Raw genomic sequence first — 20,329 nt, 5'->3', positions numbered from 1 at the left:
CGCTTTAAACGTATCGGGAGAATATTCCCAATTAACTAGGTAGTATGAGTGTGCTACCGATGAAATGCTTGAGAGTCCGCATGCGGCAACGATACTATCCGGCCATATTCAAAACGCTAAACGCTGCTATCGTTTCCTATGTCTGCGCACTCGCAGCCATAGTGCCTGCCTCTGTAGTTGCCGGGGGTCATATGGGACATATGCCCAGCCATGGCACCACCGGACTGCCGGGTGATTTGTTATTGTTTCCGGCTGTGACCGGCATCGAACGTTTCGATCAAGAACCGCAGAAAAAACTCAGTACAGGTGACGTTATCCCCGAGATTAACGTGTTTTACACCACCGACTATCAGCGCTTCCGCTTTCTCGGCGAATGGCTGGTCAGCACCAAAACCCATAATCTGGAACGCTTTCAATTAGGCATGCATGTCGGCGACGAAGCCACGCTGTGGTTGGGGCGCTTTCATAACCCGATCGGCTATTGGAACATGCAGTTCCACCACGGCGCGTTTCTGCAAACCACGATCAGCAGGCCAGGTATTATGGCTTTCGAAACGGCGGGAGGCGTGATTCCCAATCATTTGACCGGGTTTTTATGGGAAGGCGTCCACGATCTGGGTGAGGGCGGCTTGTATTACACGGTTGGCGCTGGTGCGGGCCCGCAAATTAATAAAGGTTTGGAAGCGTTCAATCTGGTGGAGCCGGGCGGATCACGTCGACCCGGTGTGTCATTTCGGCTGGGCTATCAACCTATCAGCTTCGGCGTGGACGAATTTGGTATTTCCGGGGCTTATAACCAAATTCGCTCCGATGAGCCCGCCGTTAGAAACGTCAGTCAATTCGTCGCCAGTGCCTACGCCAATAAACAAATCCAAGCAGTGCGGCTACTAAGCGAAATTGTCTATGTGAACAATACCTTGGAAAGTCCGTTGGGCGGCAAAACCCACGATGATTTTCTCAGCACTTACGGGCAAGTCGAATGGGACCTCAATCCGGCCTGGACTTTGGTCGGGCGCGTCGAAGGCACTTTTGGCGGCAAGGACGATCCCTACCTGGCGATGTTTCCTAAATATGTCGAGGACAGGTTTCTCGGCGGCATACGCTACAAACTCAACCACACGAATGCCCTAAAGCTAGAAGCCTCCCGCGATCATTTGCGCGACGATCATTTCGGGCAAGTGATGTTTCAATGGAGCGCGGTGTTCCCATGAAGCTGCTGCGCGGTCTCTGCATCGTTGCTTTGCTGTTGCTGCTTGGAGCGCAGAGCCTATGGGCTATCACTCGCCATTCTCTGGTATTGGCCACCAGCGCCAACTCGTCGATACCGGCTTTAACCGTGCAAGAGGCCAGAAAATTATTTCTGGGCGTACCGCTGGAAAAGGGCGGTGAACATCCCGTGCCCCTATTGAATATCAGCGATCCGTTAATTTTCGAAGTATTTCTGCAAAAAGTGGCCTTCATGTCGGCGAATGCCTATGAAAGCCAAACCATATCGGTGGTTTTCCGCCTCGGCGGTAAACGTCCGGAGAGTTTTAACGATCTGAAGAGCTTGGTCGATACGCTGCAACAGAATCCGGGCACGGTGACCTATTTGTGGGAAGATCAGGTTCGGTCCAATCAAGGCCTTAAAGCGGTTAACGTGTTATGGCAGGGAGCCCTGGAATGAGTCGATTTTTTCATAGTTTTAACGGCCGAATGATTCTGGCTGTGGTCGGCATTCATTTACTGCTGGTGCCGGTGTTGTTGTTCGGCATTTATCGGGTAATCAAACCCAGTCTGGAAGCGCAGTTTGTCAATTACGTCCGCTCCGATGCCTTGCTGTTCAGTAATCTGGTTACGCCGAGGCTGGAGCATAGCAAGGCCGGCGAATTGCAAGGCTTGTTAGGCGAATTTCTGTTAAATGGCCGTTTGGCGTTTGCGGAAATCGCCACTGAGCGCGGCAATATTCGCGCCGACATCGAACTGAATGCGCAGCAGCAATTTCAGGAAGATTTTTTCTTCGGCGAGCACGACGACGATATTTATTTTTTGGCCGTACCGATTTTGAATCCTGAAGACGGCTCTTTGGCGATGCTAAGACTGGGTTACGACGAGCGGCAGATTCAACGCGACATTGCCACGATCTATCAGCGTAGCGCCTATTTTGTCGCGGTTTACATGGGCTTGACGCTGCTGGTGGTGGGATTGTTCGGGCGCAAACTGGTTATGCCGCTGGAACGTTTACGCGACGAAGCCGAACAAATCGCCGCCGGCAATCACACCGGGCAATTTAATTCCGGCACCAAAATTACCGAAGTAGCGGCGTTGGCCGAGCATCTGGAAAAAATGCGCCAAGCCTTGCTGTCCGCCCGCGACGCGGCATTGCAGGCCGCCGGCGCGAAGAGCGAGTTTCTGGCTAATATGAGCCATGAAATCCGCACGCCGATGAACGGCATCATCGGCATGATAGGCTTGGCCTTGCGCACCGAACTCACCCCGCAGCAGCGCGAGTTTCTGGGGATGGCGAACAGCTCGGCGGATGCTTTGCTGCGCATCGTCAATGACATTCTGGATTTCTCCAAGATTGAGGCGCGTAAGCTCGAACTCGATCATGCACCGTTTAAAGTCCGCGAAAGCCTCGGCGACACCTTAAAGCTGCTGGCCGGCCATGCCCATGAAAAAGATCTAGAGTTGATGTTGCGCATCGACCCGGAAACCCCGGACGATTTGCTGGGCGACGTTGGCCGTTTGAATCAAGTCATCATTAATCTGGTCGGCAATGCCATCAAATTTACCCAGCACGGCGAAATCGTGGTGCAAGTCAAACCGGAATCGGTCGATGAAAACAAGGTTTGTTTGCAGATTGCGGTCAGCGACACCGGTATCGGTATTTCCCCCGATAAACAACAGCTTATTTTCGAAGCCTTCGCGCAGATAGACGCATCCTCCACGCGCAAATTCGGCGGCACCGGCCTGGGTTTGTCGATTTCTTCGCGCTTGGTCGAGTTGATGGGCGGGCATTTGTCATTGGAAAGCGAAGAACATAAAGGCAGCACTTTTTTCTTTACCGCCGTGTTTGACCGGCACACTAAAAGCGAGGCCGACGCGCCATTTCAGCCACTGATAGACGTGAAAAATCTACCGGTGTTGATCGTGGACGACAATGCCATCAATTTACGGGTGTTCTCGGAAATCTTGAACCATTGGGGCATGCGGCCCACCACGGTGGATAGCGGCGAGGCGGCCATCACCGCATTGAAGAGTATGGCGGAAACCGGCGAAGCCTACGCTTTGATTTTACTCGATGCGATGATGCCGATCATGGACGGCTTTATGGTGGCGCAAGCCATCAGAGAGGATCAACGCTTCGAGCCGGTAACCATCATGATGTTGTCGTCTGCCGACCGGCCGGACGATTGCGAACGCTGCCACGATTTGGGCATCAATTTGTATGTGCGTAAACCGGTCAAACATTCGGAATTGTGGAATGCCATTCAATCGGCGTTGGGTAAATCCGCCAAAGCCGCAGAAGCCGCGCTGACAGTATTGGCCGAGCCGCCACGTAAGTTAAGAATTTTGTTGGCGGAAGATAATCCGGTTAACCAATACATGGCTGTGGTGTTGCTGGAAGAGCGCGGCCATACCGTGAAGGTGGCCAACAACGGCCAGGAGGTACTGGATATATTGGCTACCGATATTTTGTTCGATCTGATCTTAATGGACGTGCAGATGCCGGTAATGGATGGTTTTCAGGCTACCGATGCGATTCGGGCCAGCGAGCGCGAGACCGGTAAACATATGCGGATTATCGCGATGACCGCGCACGCCCTGAAAGGTGATAGGGAACGCTGTTTAGCCGTTGGTATGGACGATTACATCGCCAAACCCGTGCAGGAGCAGGATTTGTTGGCAATGGTGGAGTGTTGGAATATGGCGGGAACAGAGCAAGCGGATAAGCACAGCATGGCGTCGGCGCTGTTGGCGGAGCCGGCGCTGGATTGGCAACAAGCCTTAAGCCGGGTGCGCGGTAGACAGCAGATGTTGTGCAAAATGATGACTTTATTTCAGGAACAGTCTGCACCGCTGCTGAATGACATGGCCGATGCGATACAGCGTCAGGATGCCGAATTGTTACGGCTATCCGCACATACCCTGAAAAGCTCGGCTAACAGCATCGGCGCCTTCCCGTTCGGCAAGATAGCCCAGCAGCTGGAGACGATGGGCCACGAGGCTGCGTTCACTGATGCGGCCGCCAGTTACGAGTTACTGCAACAAGCCAGCATTCGGCTGGAGCCGGCTATTCAGGAATATTTGCACGAGTTTCAGGAATGATGCTGCCGCCAATATTTGGGATCGGTTAAGAAGGAGATAGGCATGACTCATAAGCGCCAGCGCGATAAACCGTTAATCTTGATGCTGGACGACAATCCGGTCAACTTGGAAGAGTTGGCGGGTTTGGTCGATGAAGCCGGGTTTGACGTGTTGCGCGCGGAAACGGGAGAAATTGCCCTGGTCCAAGCCGTGGCCCAATTGCCCGACCTGATTTTGCTGGATGTGCTGATGCCGGGCATGGACGGCTTTACCGTTTGCCAGACCCTGAAAACCATTCCGACGACGCGCGATATTCCGGTGTTATTCATGACCGCGTTGGCGGATACCGCCGATAAATTAAAAGGTTTTCAAGTCGGGGCGGTCGATTACATCACCAAGCCGTTTCAGTACGAAGAAGTGCTTGCGCGTGTGCAAACCCACCTGACGCTGCAAAAGTTAAAGTTGGAGTTGCAAGAAAAAGAGCAACGCCTGTCGCGGATTTTCGAGAACGCGATGGATGCGATTCTGACGCTGGATGACGTCGGGCGGATTACCTTATTCAACGCGGCGGCCGAACAGATGTTTCGCTGCAAAGCCGCCGACAGCATTGGCCGGGCTGTGGATAGATTTCTGTCGCCCGAGCTTTACAAAACCCTGACTAATTTTCGCAACGGCGTGCCGGCGGAGCAGGCGATTTGGGTCTCGGAAGGCATGAGCGCGGTGCGCGCCGATGAGAGTATTTTTCCTATCGAAGCGACCATCTCCCGCGTGGAAGCCATCGGCCAGAAACTGTATATCCTGATTTTGCGCGACATCAACGAACGCAAAGCTCGGCAACAGGCGGAAGCGGAATGCAATACCTTGCGCGGCATCAATCTATATTTACAAGAAGAGGTCTTGGCCAGCCGGGACGGCGAGGAATTGATCGGTAACTCCCCTGCATTGCATCAAGCCATGGATCTGGTCAGGCAGGTAGCTAATACCGACGCAACAGTGTTGATTACCGGAGAGACCGGTACCGGCAAGGAATTGATCGCCCGAGCGATTCACAATCTCAGTGCCCGCAAAGACAAGACTCTGGTGAAATTGAATTGCGCGACGATCCCGGAAAATCTCGCCGAAAGCGAGTTGTTCGGTCACGAAAAGGGCTCGTTTACCGGGGCGATTGCTCGCAAATTGGGACGTTTTGAACTGGCTAACGGCGGTACCTTGTTTCTGGATGAAATCGGCGAATTGCCGTTGGAGATGCAGGCCAAATTGTTGCGGGTGCTACAGGAAGGCGAATTCGAACGGGTGGGCGGCACCCAAACCCTGACTTGTGATGTGCGGGTCATCGCCGCCACTCACCGGGATTTGGCGCAGTTTTCGCAGCAGGGTAAATTCCGTGCCGACTTGTATTACCGTCTGAATGTTTTCCCCATCAATTTGCCGCCGCTGCGGGAACGCAAGGAAGACGTGCCGTTTTTGGTGAAGCATTTCATCGATAAGTACGCCGTTAAATTCGGCAAGAAAATCCAGTCTATTCCGGAACGGATGATGGCTGATCTGCAAAGTTATTTCTGGCCCGGCAATATTCGCGAGCTGCAACATATCATCGAACGTGCGGTGATTTTAACTAAAGGCAGTCAACTGGCCGCCGTGGATTGCGTGAATGTGATGGGGGCCGGTGGCGCGCCCAACGCTGCACCGATTGTCACGCTGGACGAAGCCGAGCGCGCGCATATTCTGAAAGCGCTGGAAGCGACGTCCTGGCGAATTGCCGGTAATCAGGGGGCTGCGAAGATTTTGGGGGTGCCATCCACGACTTTGCGGTCGCGGATGGAAAAGCTGGGGATTAGTAAACCGGGCTGACGGCGGCTAATTTTCAAACACATCCACGCCTTTCGGCGCTTTGAAATTAAACAAGGCGTCGTCCAGCTTGGGATTGAGCTTGATGTTGGAAAAATAAATTCGGGTTAATTGGCCGAAATTGTCGCTTAGCTCCATACCGCCCAATTGGTTGCCGTTCAGGCCGATCAAAATGTACTTGAACCCGCTTTCTTCATTCTTGGGCGATAGTTTCACCCAGTTCATGCCATCGTCTTCTTTGCCTTGTTCCTGCAGGATGAATTTTTCCTCTATATCCACTTCGCCGGTCAATAACAATGCCGGCGTGGAACCCAGCGAATCGTCCAACTGTTTGACCGTCACCTGTTCCAGGTCGGCATCGTAAAACCAGACTTTGCCGGTATTGGACACAATCTCTTGCACAAAGGGTTTTTGGTAGTTCCAACGAAATTTGCCGGGCCGGCTCAGATAAAATTTACCGGTGCTGTTTTGCGCGGGGCGGCCGCTTTTATCGAAGCTGGTTTGCTTGAAATCCGCCGTCAAGGAACTGCTGCTGGCTAAAAAGCTTTTCAATCGGGCAATCGGTGTTTCGTCGGCCCAGGCTGACGAGGTGGTGGCGATCAGGAAAATCAGAGCAAAAAAGTGTTTAAGCAACATAGTTAAAAAGGGTTCAGGTTATTAAGCCAGCTTTCGCCGGATTCCGGGCTCGCTCCGCAGTCGGCAAATTGGCTGGGGCCGGAGCCGTCCACGAACGGCATCAATTTAGCGCCGGGGCAGCCTTCATTGCTGAGCAAACCGCTGGCAGTGTCGATCCAGGTCATCTGTACATTATCGGGAGGTACCAGGCTGACCGGCTTCTTCGACACTTGCCGCATCAGCTCGGACCAGATTTGCAAGGCGCCGGTTCCTCCGGTCAAACCGGTTGGTTTGTTGTCGTCACGGCCCACCCACACCACCGATAGAAAATCGCCGCTAAAGCCGGCAAACCAACTATCGCGCAACTGGTTGGTGGTGCCGGTTTTGCCGACTAATGCCATGTTCTGCGGCAGATAGTTATACGCGGAATGTCCTGTTCCGGCGTACATGACTTCCTGCAAAATGGTGTTGGTGATAAAGGTGGCGGCAGGATCAACTGCTTGACGCACGGTAAACGGATAACTTTGCAGGGCCTTGCCGTCGGCGGCATTGACCGCGCGGATCGAACGCAGCGGTGTGGCAAAACCGTCGCCGGCCAAGGTTTGGTAAAGCTGGGTGACTTCCAGCGGCGTCAAAGGTTGCGCACCCAGCAGGAAGGATGGGAACAAATCCACCGGCCGGCTGACACCCATGCTTTTTAAAGTGTTGGCGACTTTGGCCAGACCGATGTCCATACCGATTCGCACCGTCGCCATATTGTAGGAGTGGGCCAGGGCGCTATGTAGTGGCACAACGCCGTGTTCCTGGTTGTCGTAGTTGTCCGGCGACCAGGTTTTGCCTCTTTCGGCTGGAATTTCCAGCCGAGTATCGCTGATCGGTGTGGCGATGGTGTAGCGGTCTGGATACTCCAGCGCGGTCAAATAGACTACCGGCTTAATCAGCGAACCTATCGGCCGCACCGCGTCCAAAGCGCGATTGAAGCCGGTGTCTTCGGCATCGCGGCCGCCGGCGAGGGCGACAATTTCACCGCTGTCGCGGCGGGTAACGATGGCGGCGGTTTCCAAATCGTTACTTTTCGGACTTTTCTCGAGGTGTTTCAGCTTGCTGGCGATGGATTTTTCCAACGTGTCCTGGATGCGGGTATCCAAGGTCGTGACGATGCGCAAGCCTTCGGAGGTCAGATCGTCTTCTTTATATTCCTGTTTCAGTTGGCGTTTCACCAGATCGATAAAACCCGGATAGCGGTTGGCGGAGCGATGAATCACTGTCGCCACGCCTATCGGTTGTTTTTTGGCTTCGTTCAGTTGTTGGGCGTCGATAAAACCTTCTGTGTGCATCGCATCCAGGACGATGTTGCGGCGCTCTAAAGTGTGTTCAGGATTGCGGCGCGGATCATATTCGGACGGCCCGCGTACCAAAGCAACCAGTGTGGCGACTTGATGTAAATTCAGAGTTTTTAACGATTGGCCAAAATAAAATTCGCTGGCCAAACCAAAGCCATGCACCGCGCTGGCACCGTCTTGGCCCAGGAATATTTCGTTCAAATAGGCTTCCAGAATTTCGTCCTTGCTGTAGCGATATTCCAGAATAAAGGACATCAGGGCTTCTTTAAGCTTGCGGCGCAACGTGCGTTTGGGATTCAGGAAAAAGTTTTTCACCAACTGCTGGGTGATGGTGCTGCCGCCTTGCACCATGCCGCCGGCTTTCACGTTGGACCACATGGCACGAACGATGCCCTTGGGCGAGATGCCGAAATGGTTGTAAAAGTCTTTGTCTTCGGTAGACAGCAAGCCTTGCACCAGGGTTGGCGGCGCTTCGTCCAGCTTGATTAGAATCCGGTCTTCCTTGCGGGTGGGATAAAAGCTGCCGATTTGCACCGGGTCCATGCGGACGATGGCCAAACTCTCGCCCGTGCCGGCGTCAGTAATGCCGGCGATGCCGCCGCTCGTAAAACTCACGCTGATTTTGCGGCTTTCCTGAGGCGTATTGCCGAAATTGAAGGCGCGCGTGCGGATATTGATTTGGCCGCCCTTGATGGAATAGGAACCTTCGCCGGCCAGTTGATTATCCTGGCGGTAATGCAGTTCCAGCAGCAAGTCTTCCAGATTTTTGCTAGAGATTTCGTAGCCGGCGTAAAGCTCTACAGGGCTGGCATAGACGCGGGCCGGAATGGACCAACGCTTGCCCTCGAATTGCTGGCGTACCGTGTAATCTAGGTAGCTGACATACGCCGCCAATACGAATGCACCGATCAGCAGTAGTGAAACCAGCGCGCGTTTCAGCCACGATGCTTGGGGTTGCGATTTTCTGCGTCTAACGGTCGATTTGCTGCTTCTGGGTCGTCTAGGCATTAAGTCGGTATCTGATCTCGCCAGCGGCAGTTAGCGGCGGCTGTGTGAATGGGGCGAAAATGGCGCCTGCTGGTTCGGCGCAGTTCATTTAACTTGTTATTATCTAATAAAATGCGTACTTCCGCACAGATTGCTGGCGTGATTGGGGAGGATAGGCGAGTGCTGATACTGAAACTGTTTCCGGAATGCTGGGTCCAGCTACCGTCGATACTGATGCGTTTCGGTTTGCTGCTGATGTTTGCGCTGGCAAAACTGCCGACTGTGGGCGCGGTTGAAAACCGAATCGATATCGAAGCCTTCGTACGTAATGGTTGTCCGCATTGCCAACAAGCCGAACAATTTTTGGCGGTGCTGCAAGCCGAGCAACCCGGTTTAAGGATCGTCATTCGCAATATCTCAGCAGAGCCAAGCGCGTTGGAGCGATTGCAACAGATTACCGAATCCCGGCAAGCCGGTCCAATCAGATTGCCGACATTTCTTGTGCGTGGCGAATATGTCGTCGGGTATTCCGAAGAAGCCGGTAGTAGCGGCTTGATTAGGAATGCCTTGCTTGCCGGTGCGCAGCCGACTGAAGCGGCCGATACGGAGGCCGGTAGCTGCGAAGTACAGGTCAGCGAGTCCTGTGATGTGCCGGTTAGCCAGCCAGCAGCGCCCGAACCGGAAGTGTTTGCCGTGAATTGGTTCGGTAGGCGCATCGGTCTTGACGAGGTCGGTTTGCCGGCCTTTACGCTAGCTATGGGCTTGCTGGATGGCTTCAATCCCTGTTCGATGTGGGTGCTGATTCTGATGATTTCGATGCTGGCGCCCATGAATAATCGCCCCCGGATGTTGGCGGTGGCAGGCGCGTTTGTGGTTGTCGAAGGGATGGCTTACTTCGTGTTTATGGCCGCCTGGTTGAATCTGTTTTTACTGATAGGCTTATCGCGAGCTTCGGAATTGGCTATCGCCGGCATTGCGGTGTTGGCCGGCGCGATCAACCTGAAAGATTTTTGGGCGTTTGGCAGGGGTATTTCCCTGTCGATTCCCGCCGCCGCCAAACCTGGTATCTACAACCGGATCCGGCGCATCCTGCAAGCCGAGAATTTGGCGGGCGCCATGTTGGGGGCCGTGGTACTGGCTTTGCTGGTCCAGATCGTCGAATTGTTGTGTACCTCCGGATTCCCGGCCCTTTACACACGCATACTCACCTTGCGGGAATTAAGCGGCTGGGACTATTACGGTTATTTAATGTTGTACAATCTGGCTTATATGCTGGATGACGTCGTTGTGCTGGGTGTGGGAGTCGTGACCCTGAGTCAGCGTCGTTTGCAGGAAAAAGAAGGTCGTTGGCTGAAATTGCTTAGCGGCTTGGCGATGGTAAGTTTAGGGTTGTATTTAATATTGCGCGGTTTAGGCGAGTAGATGGCCGGTTGGCGTGGGTCGCTGATTAACAGCACTTTTCTTTATCACTACACGTGCGATAGAACCGAAACGAGATAGGAGAATTCGTGATTGATAACAAGCGCAGGCACCCGCGCCTAAAGCACCGTGCCAAAATCAGGATGACGGTGCCGGCATCGGCTGAAGCGGTCGTGGTGGATATGCGGGACTTTTCCGAGACTGGATTGTTTTTACTCTGTGCCAACGAATTAATCCCGCCAATAGGCGCGCTAGTGGAAGTGCAAACTACCGAATTCGACGATGCGCCGATACAAACTGCGATTGTAGTGCGGGTAGAGCCGGACGTGGGGTTTGGTCTGGAGTTTGCGCCGCGTTGATCAGGCGGTCAGGTCGAGGAGCTCGCCGTTACGGCTGGGTTGCTTTTGCGAATTCAACAATTCTCCGCGGGCTTTATTAGCCATTGCCGCTGCCTTGGCGGCGATGCTTTGATCCGGGCCTGAGGGACTGGCTGGCGCTAATGCGGCACGGCGGATAGTCTCGGCTTTGCGCAGAGTCGCTTCCGGATCGCCAGCAACCTCTGAGACATCAATATTCACTTCACCGCCGGTGGCGTAACGTTGACCATCCGGCCCCGTCACAAACGTAAAACGAGCACCACTCGCGGCGATACCGCCGGCGGCACTTAAATGAGCTTGCTCGTGCGCCCGAACTTCCTGGTCGCGGGCTTTAAGCTCGGCAATTTGGCTTAGCTGTTCCGGACTGTATTGGCCGGATTGGGCGTTTGCGCTTTTCGCAGTTTGGGCGATAGGTTCGACAGGCGCCTGTTCGCCGCTCGCGGCTAGATTGCGACCGGTCAGCCGATATAGCGAAGTTTGATGGGAAGAGGCGGTGACCAGCATGTTGGGCCTCGAACGGATTGTGTTAACTGGCTCTAAGAATACACCTTGACTTCATGCGAGTTCAAGTAACCAAAGCATTTTTAGCCTGAGTTTTCGCGGTAGGGCGATTATCGCAGTCTGGCTGATTAAATCCCTTTTACTCGCGATTCCCGCAACTACCAATCCCGTTTGTTAATGGCACTCCGCTCCGGCTTGCACTGGGAAAGACGCTTCTAAATTGTCGGAAGTTCCGGTTCAATGTGCAAACTGTCCAATTTCTGCAAAGCCCATTGTGTATGCTCGCGCACCATCTCCGATTCATCACTCAATCTGCCGGCCAATGCCGTCTTAGCCGCATCAGTGGCTTTGCCATTACCCAGTGCCACGGCAATATTGCGCAGCCAACGCTGATGGCCGATGCGGCGAATCGCCGAGCCTTCGGTTTTTTGCAGAAATTCGGCTTCTGCCCAGGCAAACAATTCAAGCAAAGTCGCCTGGTCCAAGCGATGGCGGGGTTTAAAATCGCTTTCTGCGCTGAGTTTGGCGAAGCGGTTCCACGGGCACACCAGTTGGCAATCATCGCAACCGTAAATTCGATTACCCAGCAAGGGTCGCAATTCCACTGGAATGCTGCCGTGCAATTCGATAGTTAAATACGACACGCAACGGCGCGCATCAACCTGATACGGGCCGACGATGGCTTGCGTCGGGCAAATGTCCAGACAAGCCCGGCATTGTCCGCAGTGGTTGCTGACGGGCTGATCGCTAGGTAATGCCAGATCGGTATAAATTTCCCCGAGAAAAAACCAGGAGCCAGCCCGGCGATTGATCAGGTTGCTGTGCTTGCCTATCCAGCCCAAGCCGGCTTTCTCGGCGATAGCTTTTTCCAACACCGGCGCGCTATCCACAAAAGCCCGATAACCGAACGGGCCAATCTCCTCGGCGATTTTGTCCGCCAGTTTTTGCAATCTATTCCGCAGCAGCTTGTGATAATCGCGTCCTAAGGCATACCGCGATACGAAGGCGGCGGCCGGGTCTTCCAATAATTGTTTGCTGGTTGCCGCAGGTTCCGGCAAATAATCCATCCGCGCCGAGATAATACTGCGCGTGCCTTCCTGCAATAATACCGGCCGGCTGCGTTTCAAACCGTGTGCGGCCATGTATTGCATCTCGCCGTTAAAGCCTTTATCAAGCCAGTTGTGCAGATACTTTTCGGCGGTATTCAAGTCCGTGCCGCTGATGCCTATCTGCTGAAAGCCCAACTCCTCGCCCCAGTGCTTGATACGTTGGACAAGTGCGTTAAGATCTTCGGCTGTGGTTAAAGGCGTGTGCAATTTACGGAACCTTGGGAAATAGTAGGGGAGGTTGTCGTGGCCTGGTAAGGAATGGCTCGCGGATAGCTTGATAAGCTAACCGTATCAACCATGAAGATCAACCGTTAAGCTGTTCAAGTTACTGGTAAGAAATCCCTGCCAGTCACGAAGGATTACGTAGAAAAGCTAGGGGCTGTTGCCGTTTCACATCGGTAACCATATAAATGCACAAGCCAGGGCGATAGCACCTTCAAAATTGCGTTTTAGTTTGTCATATCGGGTGGCAATAGCTCTAAAATGTTTCAGTCGCGCAAATACGTTTTCAACGAGGTGGCGATATTTATAGAGACACCAGTCCATTTCCTCATTCCCGACTATTGAATTTTGTTTTCTTGGGATGATGGGGACTGTGCCTTGGTCTCGAATTTGAATCCGTAACGGCTCGCTGTCATACCCTTTGTCTGCAATCATGTAGCCCGCCTGGGGGAGCTTGGCCACAAATTCCGGCGCTTCTTTGCAGTCATGTACTTCGCCCCCCGTAATCGAGAACTGGATGGGAAGTCCACCGGCATCAACCGCCATATGGATTTTGGTCGTGTTGCCTGCGACCGATTTCCCGATGGCTGTTGGATTTTCATGGGCGCCGCCGCTACTGTGTTGATGGGCTTTAATAATGCTGCCATCAATAAATAGCCATTCCAAATCAGGCTCAATCACTAGCGCTTGAAAGATACCCCTCAGCTTTTCTTGCAGTGACCAGGCATTGAAGCGCTTGTACACGGCATTCCACTTGCCAAAAGCGACGGGCAAGTCTCGCCAAGGGCAGCCAACACGCAAGCGATAAAAAATCCCTTCGACCGTTTGCCGAAGACCGGGTTTGTCGTAAATGCTGAAACTCAACATAATCGTTTTTAGCTTTTCCCAGTGGGTATCTGTAAGCAGTTGGCGTGGCATTCGCTAGTTATCGTTTGATTGAAAACTCAATCAATATGGCTCGCCAATCGATTTTCAAAGGGATTATGACAAAATGGCAACAGCCCCTAAGCGGGGCGTTTTATGATCGACAGGAAAAGTGCGACATCCTTATCAAGCAAAACTTGGACGACCGATTATGACAAGTCCCCTGTATCCGGCGCATACCAGTGCCACATGGACAATAGTGAAGCATAAACTATTGCTGTGTCTGGCTATGTGGTTGCCGCATCACCCAGTGCTTGCTGATAACAAACTGCCTATCGGCGAGTTTAGGCAGAATCGTCTGGACGGTTGGGAACATAAAAGCTTCAAAGGCGAAACCCAATACCGATTGCAAGCAATCGACGGCGTGACGGCACTGGTGGCCGATAGCCACGCCGCCGGTTCCGGCCTATTCAAAGAACAACGCATCGATCTAACCCAAACGCCATTCCTGAACTGGTCGTGGCGCATCGGCAATCGTTTGTCCGGCTTGAACGAGCAAAGCAAGGCTGGCGACGATTACGCGGCGAGGCTTTATGTGGTGGTCAAAGGCGGGCTGGCGTTTTGGCAAACTAAGGCTGTTAATTATGTCTGGGCCGGCAACAGCAAACGGGATAGCGTCTGGCCGAATGCTTTTGCCGGCGATCATGCGATGATGATGGCTTTACGCGATCAGGAGGCACCGTTGAATGTCTGGGAACACGAAAAACGAAATGTGCGGGCCGACTTCAAACAACTATTCGGTGAAGACATCACCGCTATCGATGCCGTCGCCATCATGACCGATACCGACAACAGCGGCGGCCAAGTTCTTGCTGTGTATGGCGACATCTGGTTTTCCAAGGATTAAGCATGCACGACACCAAACCATTATTGGCCAACAGCGACTTTCCGGCCATTTTTCGCAAGCCGTTGGAGATTTTGCAAATCAATCTGGGCTATCGGTGCAACTTGAGTTGTGTGCATTGCCATGTCAACGCCGGCCCCAAACGTACCGAAATGATGAGTCGGGAGACTATCGATGAAATATTGGCGCTGGCCGACGCCGCTAACATTCACACGCTGGATCTGACAGGCGGCGCGCCGGAAATGCATCCGGATTTTCGCTATTTGGTGCGAGCCGCGCTGGATCGTGGCATAGCGGTGATCGACCGTTGCAATCTGACCATTCTGGAAGAACCTGAATACGCCGATCTCGCCGCGTTTCTGGCCGCGCAGCAGGTCAAGATCGTCGCCTCTCTGCCGTGTTATCTGGAAGAAAATGTCGACAAACAACGCGGCAAAGGCGTGTTCAAAGACAGCCTGGCGGCCTTGCAGCGTTTGAATCGGCTGGGTTATGGCCAGCCGGACAGCGGACTGGAATTGAATCTGGTGTTCAACCCGCAAGAGGCAGTATTGCCGCCCGATCAACATAATCTGGAACGGGCTTATAAACAGCATTTGCAGCAACATTACGGCATCTTCTTCAACCGCCTGTTTGCCATCGCCAATATGCCGATTCAGCGCTTCGGCAGCACCTTGGTCAGTCTCGGCTGTTTCGAATCCTATCTGGCATTACTGAAAGACAGTTTTCGGGCCGACAACCTTGAAAACCTGATGTGCCTGAATACCCTCAGCATCGACTGGCAAGGCTATGTCTACGATTGCGATTTCAACCAGATGCTGGGTTTGCCCTTGGGCGCTGCAGCCAACCCCCAAACCCATATCAGCGAGTTGCGACTGGACCAACTGCAAGCCGCCCCCATCGCCACCGCCGCCCATTGTTACGGTTGCACGGCCGGCCAGGGCAGCAGTTGCGGCGGGGCTTTAGGCTAATCCAAGGATATGGCCACTCGATGCGACTACCGCATGACCCCATCAAGAATCGCCTTGCTACTGGTAATCGCGGGATTGCTCGGGCTGTTTTTCGGCTTTGATCTCGAGCATTACCTGAGCCTGGACAACCTAAAACTACAGCAAGCAGTGATAGCTGACTATCGCCAAAGCAATCCGCTAATGGCACTTGCTCTATATGCCGCGTTGTATATCGCGGTCACTGCATTGTCGCTGCCAGGGGCGACGATATTGACGTTGGCCGGCGGCGCGGTGTTTGGTTTGTTATGGGGGACACTGATCGTCTCGTTTGCTTCCAGTATCGGCGCGACGCTGGCGTTTCTGGCTGCGCGTTTTTTGTTGCGCGACTGGGTCAAATCCCGCTTCGGCAACCGCTTGCAAACCATCGACGACGGCCTGAGCCGTGATGGCGCATTCTATTTATTTACCTTGCGTCTGGTGCCGTTGTTTCCGTTTTTCATGATCAATTTGGCGATGGGGTTGACGCCGATCAAGACCCGCACCTTTTACTGGGTCAGCCAAGTTGGGATGCTGGCCGGCACACTGGTTTATGTCAATGCCGGCACCCAGTTGGCGAAAATCGATTCACTCTCCGGCATCCTGTCTCCAGCCTTGCTCGGTTCGTTTGTCTTACTCGGCATGTTTCCATTGGGAGCAAAAAAAATGCTCGAAGTCGTTCAACAACGCAAAGTCTACGCCGGCTGGACTAAACCCGACCGTTTCGACAACAACCTGGTGGTGATCGGCGCGGGTGCCGGCGGCTTGGTATCGGCTTATATCGCCGCAGCCGTCAAAGCCAAAGTCACGTTGATCGAAAAGCACAAAATGGGCGGCGACTGCCTGAACACCGGTTGCGTGCCGTCGAAGGCGCTGATTCGCTCGGCCAAGCTGTTGTCGCAAATCAAGCGCGCCAAGGAATTCGGCATTGCCAAAGCCGAAGCCGAGTTCGATTTCGCTGAAGCGATGGCGCGGGTGCAGCGGGTGATCGAAACGATAGCGCCGCACGATTCTGTGGAGCGTTATACCGCGCTGGGTGTGGAAGTGATCGAAGGCAGTGCCAAAATCGTCTCGCCCTGGGCGGTGGAAGTCACGTCAGCCGACGGCGTCAAAACCATATCCGGCCGCGCTATCGTCATCGCCGTCGGCGCCCGACCGTTTGTGCCGCCGATCCCAGGACTAAAAAATATCGATTACCTAACCTCGGATAACATCTGGAACTTGCGCGAATTACCCAAGCGCTTGCTGGTGCTGGGCGGCGGGCCGCTTGGCTGTGAACTGGCGCAAACCTTTAATCGTCTAGGTAGTCAAGTCACGCAGGTGGAAATGGCCCCGCGCCTGATGCTACGCGAAGATCCGGAGGTATCAGACATCGTCCATGCCCGTTTTCAGGCAGAAGGCGTGGTGGTCAACGTCAATCACACCGCCAGGGAATTCATCGTCGAAAACGGCGAACACATTCTACTGGCGGAAACTGAAGGGCAAATCGTCAGAATCCCGTTCGACAAAGTGTTGATCGCCATTGGCCGCACCGCCAACGTGACAGGCTATGGCGTCGAGGAACTGGGCCTTGCCTTGTCGCCCCGCCTTACCCTGGGAACCAACGCCTTTCAGCAAACCAATTATCCTAATATCTTCGCCGTCGGCGACGTGGCAGGGCCGTATCAATTTACCCACACCGCCGCGCATCAGGCCTGGTATGCAGCGGTCAACGCCTTGTTTGGCCAATTCAAGAAATTTCGTACCGATTATTCGGTGATCCCCTGGTCGACCTTTACCGAACCGGAAGTGGCGCGCGTTGGTTTGAACGAGCAGGATGCGCAAAGCCAAGGTATTGCGTACGAGGTTTCGACCTACGCCATGGCCGATCTGGACCGGGCGATTGCCGACGGCGAAGCCCATGGCTTCGTCAAAGTGCTGACTGTACCGGGTAAGGACAAGATTCTCGGCGTCACTATCGTCGGTGAGCATGCTGGGGATTTGCTGGCCGAGTTCGTGCTGGCGATGAAACACAACATTGGTTTGAATAAAATCCTCGGCACCATTCATATCTACCCAACCCTGGCCGAAGCCAATAAATATGTGGCGGGCGTCTGGAAACGCAATCATGCTCCCAAGCGAGTGTTGGAATGGCTGGGCCGTTATCATGCCTGGCGGCGCCGGGTTTAAGCCATGCAAACACTTTTCCCCGACAGCGTGCTGCTAATTTTTTGCAAAGCACCGATCCCCGGCCAAGTCAAAACCCGATTGCAACCAGCCTTAAATGCCGAACAGGCTGCCGCAGCACACCGGCAACTGACTTATATGACCCTGGATCGCGCCTTCCAGCAGCCTTTGTGTGCGGTTGAACTGCACTGCGCGCCGGACGCCAACCATGATTTTTTTCAGGATTGTGCGCGGCGTTTTCCGCTGACATTGAAGGTGCAACACGGCGCCGACTTGGGTGAACGCATGCACCGCGCATTTGGTGATGCGTTGGGCCGATACCGCCATGCCTTGCTGATGGGTTGCGATTGCCCCAGTTTGACCTCTGACGATCTGCTTCGCGCATTGGCGTTGTTACGCGAAGGTCATGATGCGGTTATCGCACCAGCCGACGACGGCGGTTATGTGATGATCGGCTTAAACGAAACACAACCGAGACTGTTCAGCGACATGAGCTGGGGCCATGACCAGGTCATGGCCACCACGCGCAGCCGGGCAAAAGACATCGGTTTGAACCTTTACGAACTGGATAGCCAATGGGACGTAGATACTTACTCCGACTGGCTGCGCTATTCCGCTATGTAAAAATTGCATGACTAGCAAGATCTTCAGCTATGCGTCATACCCGCATGGAAGCGGGTATCCAGTGCCATGGATGGTGGGCTTCGAATCATCCCTGAAGCCTGGATTCGGGCAATCCCTGCCGGAATGACGATCTCTTGGGCGCCAGCTGAAATCAGGAAAAATTATGAGCGGAACCCAACTTGATTCGCAATATTGCCGAGCAGGATTTGTCGGCATTCAGGCATAGGCTGCAAAGCGAATTGGCCGCTACTTGATGAGAACGGTTCACTGGCTATCAGATCGCCCAATGTCGTGTAGCAAAACCGACAATTGAACACCTGCTGAGCTGTTTCTGGCTGATTTTTAAGGATTTTTTATTGGCATAACGCTTGCTTTTGGATTTATAGCCTCTGCCGGTCACGCTTTGGCTCTTCTGTAGTCGGGAGATTGAAATTTGATCGGCGATGAACTTCCATTCAACTGTTAACTTCCGGGACAGAATATGCCAGCCACTTTTCAACTTAAAACCAACGATGACAATCAGTATTCCTTTTCTTTTGTGAACAGTAAGGGCGAGCTGATTCTGATCAGCGGCGATTACGACAACAAAGAAGAAGCTCTCCAGGGCATTAAAGAAGTGCGAACCGGCTCCTTAATGAGCAACCAGATTGCCGCCAGCAAGGTTCCTGAAGGCGATACTTTTTTTGTGATTAAAGATGCGGCCGGTGCCATCATTGTCAAAAGCGTTTTATTTAATTCAAACATGGTATTCGACAATGCGCTGCACACGGTTAAAGACAATGCCTGCGTTGCCGAAATCGTCGATCTGACACTGTAAACTTGGGCTGAAAGCGCGGCTTTAATTTTTACATAGCGAAAATAGGTAAAGACAATATGGGTGTCGAGCTAAAAATTGTTCGAGAATTGGCCACGGTATGCGTTACTGCAAGCGAACTGGTGGCGATTGAAAATCTGATTAAAGGCGAACTGGCCAAGCCGGCATTCATCGAGCAATTCGACAAAATGGCAAATTCCATCAAGGAGTGTTACGGCGTAAGTACCGCGAGTTTGCAGACTTGGCTGGCGATGACCACCGAAACCGAATTTTGCGAAAAATTCGATGCTGCCTATGCCCACCACAAAGCCACTTACCTCAGTATCACCAACCGGCCACGGGTGGCATCGGAGCGGGCTTACCTAGATTACATGCTGCTCCGGGAATTTAAGGAAACTCAAACCGCTTATCCGCTGCTAAAACTGACCTTTGCGCGCCTGGATGAGTTTATCGATAAATGGATAACCAATGATGCCTGGCTGGCGATGTCCATCGAGAATTTGGTAAAAATGCTGTATCGATTTCTGACCGAAGTCGCCGAGCTTAAGCAAAAAGACCCAACCGATGCATTCACTATTTATCAAACGCTGATGGCCGCGCTACGCCCGTATTGCGCCTTGCTTGAAAATAACTGGATAGTCCTGGAAGAACCCGTTGGGCAGACTGAAACGGCATAAAGCCATTTCAGAAACGCCGTTATGGGGTAGGGGACGGCATATTTAAGGGGTGCGTTGTTATTGGGCAAACAGCTTGCGTATCGTCCGCAGATTAATGCCCATCGCCACGGTCTCGGCCACCAATGCCGGCCAGGCCTGCCAGATGTAATCGTTGCTTATCCATGCAAGACTGGAAGCCAACAGCGCAACGCGCATGTGGCGATTGTTCAGGTAAAACAGAGCCAGTGTGGTGTTGATCACGGCAAAGGCCGGCAATAAAGAGACAGGGCCTTGCCAAGAGCATGCCGTAAGCCCGCTAAACAAAGCCACGAAGCTCGCCGCCGTCCAGTGTTTGTGCACACCTTTCTGCAAACGGCTGGACAGCAGGGTGCGCAGGGCGGTACTGGCCATGGTCAAACCAGCGGTCCAGGCATCCAGCAACAGGTATTGAGCGGCCCACAGCACGGCCCCGGCTGCGGACCAACGCCGAAACGCTAAGCCATCCGGCAAACAATAAGCCCGCCATTCCACCAGAATACCAATCCCGCCAATCAGGTAGGCGAGATGCAGCAGATTCAAATCCAGTTGCAAGCGCTAAGCCTTGCCG

Annotated in this window: 18 protein-coding genes; 12 read left to right on the top strand and 6 right to left on the bottom strand. The window is 53.4% G+C overall.

The annotated features are described in order from the left end of the window. The first annotated feature begins 191 nt into the window (after positions 1–191). The 4 genes from ACWAU0_RS00290 to ACWAU0_RS00275 are packed head-to-tail and all read left to right on the top strand — an operon-like array spanning position 192 to position 6,141. On the top strand, positions 192–1,211 hold the full coding sequence (locus tag ACWAU0_RS00290; protein WP_458138009.1) for a hypothetical protein: 1,020 nt from the start codon (positions 192–194) through the stop codon (positions 1,209–1,211). Beyond that, positions 1,208–1,666 (top strand): hypothetical protein, encoded by a 459-nt coding sequence (locus ACWAU0_RS00285; protein ID WP_458138008.1) that lies wholly within the window; start codon positions 1,208–1,210, stop codon positions 1,664–1,666. The genes ACWAU0_RS00290 and ACWAU0_RS00285 overlap by 4 nt, the downstream gene beginning before the upstream one ends. After that, the gene (locus ACWAU0_RS00280) at positions 1,663–4,311 is read left to right on the top strand and encodes a response regulator (RefSeq protein ID WP_458138007.1); all 2,649 of its coding nucleotides are present in this window, start codon (positions 1,663–1,665) and stop codon (positions 4,309–4,311) included. The genes ACWAU0_RS00285 and ACWAU0_RS00280 overlap by 4 nt, the downstream gene beginning before the upstream one ends. 42 nt (positions 4,312–4,353) lie before the next feature. Further along, positions 4,354–6,141, top strand: coding sequence for a sigma 54-interacting transcriptional regulator (locus tag ACWAU0_RS00275; RefSeq protein ID WP_458138006.1), 1,788 nt, complete (start codon positions 4,354–4,356; stop codon positions 6,139–6,141). A 6-nt stretch (positions 6,142–6,147) separates the two neighbouring features. On the opposite strand, the gene lolA is transcribed toward ACWAU0_RS00275, so the two are convergent. Next, positions 6,148–6,774, bottom strand: a complete 627-nt coding sequence (lolA, locus tag ACWAU0_RS00270; RefSeq protein WP_458138005.1) for an outer membrane lipoprotein periplasmic chaperone LolA — start codon at positions 6,772–6,774, stop codon at positions 6,148–6,150. Positions 6,775–6,776: 2 nt separating this feature from the next. Continuing rightward, the gene (gene mrcB / locus ACWAU0_RS00265) at positions 6,777–9,104 is read right to left on the bottom strand and encodes a penicillin-binding protein 1B (protein ID WP_458138004.1); all 2,328 of its coding nucleotides are present in this window, start codon (positions 9,102–9,104) and stop codon (positions 6,777–6,779) included. Positions 9,105–9,215: 111 nt separating this feature from the next. On the opposite strand from mrcB, the gene ACWAU0_RS00260 reads away from it, so the two are divergent. Both ACWAU0_RS00260 and ACWAU0_RS00255 read left to right on the top strand, forming a co-directional pair. Then, positions 9,216–10,505 carry a glutaredoxin family protein gene (locus ACWAU0_RS00260; protein ID WP_458138003.1) on the top strand — a complete coding sequence of 430 codons (1,290 nt, stop codon included), beginning with the start codon at positions 9,216–9,218 and terminating at the stop codon, positions 10,503–10,505. An 86-nt stretch (positions 10,506–10,591) separates the two neighbouring features. Continuing rightward, positions 10,592–10,861: a PilZ domain-containing protein gene (locus tag ACWAU0_RS00255; protein WP_020482610.1), complete on the top strand. Its 270-nt coding sequence runs from the start codon at positions 10,592–10,594 to the stop codon at positions 10,859–10,861. Here the strand turns inward: ACWAU0_RS00255 and ACWAU0_RS00250 are convergent, their stop codons facing one another. The 3 genes from ACWAU0_RS00250 to ACWAU0_RS00240 all read right to left on the bottom strand — a co-directional run bounded on the left by ACWAU0_RS00250 (position 10,862) and on the right by ACWAU0_RS00240 (position 13,629). Next, positions 10,862–11,383: a putative metalloprotease CJM1_0395 family protein gene (locus tag ACWAU0_RS00250; protein ID WP_458138002.1), complete on the bottom strand. Its 522-nt coding sequence runs from the start codon at positions 11,381–11,383 to the stop codon at positions 10,862–10,864. 212 nt (positions 11,384–11,595) lie between these two features. Then, entirely contained in the window at positions 11,596–12,696 is a 1,101-nt protein-coding gene (queG, locus tag ACWAU0_RS00245) for a tRNA epoxyqueuosine(34) reductase QueG (protein WP_458138001.1), read from the bottom strand. 183 nt (positions 12,697–12,879) lie between these two features. Beyond that, a complete protein-coding gene (locus ACWAU0_RS00240) occupies positions 12,880–13,629 on the bottom strand; it encodes an IS5 family transposase (RefSeq protein WP_129871393.1) in 750 nt (249 codons plus the stop codon). Positions 13,630–13,786: 157 nt separating this feature from the next. On the opposite strand from ACWAU0_RS00240, the gene ACWAU0_RS00235 reads away from it, so the two are divergent. The 6 genes from ACWAU0_RS00235 to ACWAU0_RS00210 all read left to right on the top strand — a co-directional run bounded on the left by ACWAU0_RS00235 (position 13,787) and on the right by ACWAU0_RS00210 (position 19,743). Then, entirely contained in the window at positions 13,787–14,482 is a 696-nt protein-coding gene (locus tag ACWAU0_RS00235) for a DUF3047 domain-containing protein (protein ID WP_458138000.1), read from the top strand. A 2-nt stretch (positions 14,483–14,484) separates the two neighbouring features. After that, positions 14,485–15,447 (top strand): arsenosugar biosynthesis radical SAM (seleno)protein ArsS, encoded by a 963-nt coding sequence (gene arsS / locus ACWAU0_RS00230; RefSeq protein ID WP_458137999.1) that lies wholly within the window; start codon positions 14,485–14,487, stop codon positions 15,445–15,447. A 33-nt stretch (positions 15,448–15,480) separates the two neighbouring features. Continuing rightward, positions 15,481–17,631 carry a dihydrolipoyl dehydrogenase family protein gene (locus ACWAU0_RS00225; RefSeq protein ID WP_458137998.1) on the top strand — a complete coding sequence of 717 codons (2,151 nt, stop codon included), beginning with the start codon at positions 15,481–15,483 and terminating at the stop codon, positions 17,629–17,631. Between the two features lie 3 nt (positions 17,632–17,634). After that, positions 17,635–18,252 carry a TIGR04282 family arsenosugar biosynthesis glycosyltransferase gene (locus ACWAU0_RS00220; RefSeq protein WP_458137997.1) on the top strand — a complete coding sequence of 206 codons (618 nt, stop codon included), beginning with the start codon at positions 17,635–17,637 and terminating at the stop codon, positions 18,250–18,252. Positions 18,253–18,733: 481 nt separating this feature from the next. Beyond that, the gene (locus tag ACWAU0_RS00215) at positions 18,734–19,069 is read left to right on the top strand and encodes a DUF1508 domain-containing protein (protein WP_033158946.1); all 336 of its coding nucleotides are present in this window, start codon (positions 18,734–18,736) and stop codon (positions 19,067–19,069) included. 56 nt (positions 19,070–19,125) lie between these two features. Then, on the top strand, positions 19,126–19,743 hold the full coding sequence (locus ACWAU0_RS00210; protein ID WP_458137996.1) for a hypothetical protein: 618 nt from the start codon (positions 19,126–19,128) through the stop codon (positions 19,741–19,743). A gap of 57 nt (positions 19,744–19,800) precedes the next feature. Here the strand turns inward: ACWAU0_RS00210 and ACWAU0_RS00205 are convergent, their stop codons facing one another. Beyond that, positions 19,801–20,313, bottom strand: coding sequence for a YgjV family protein (locus tag ACWAU0_RS00205; protein ID WP_445366491.1), 513 nt, complete (start codon positions 20,311–20,313; stop codon positions 19,801–19,803). Positions 20,314–20,329 lie beyond the last annotated feature (16 nt).

This window comes from Methylomonas sp. Uni0009, from assembly GCF_054188105.3.
Note: the sequence above shows the minus strand (reverse complement) of the source record. Positions and strands in the feature narration are given on the sequence as shown.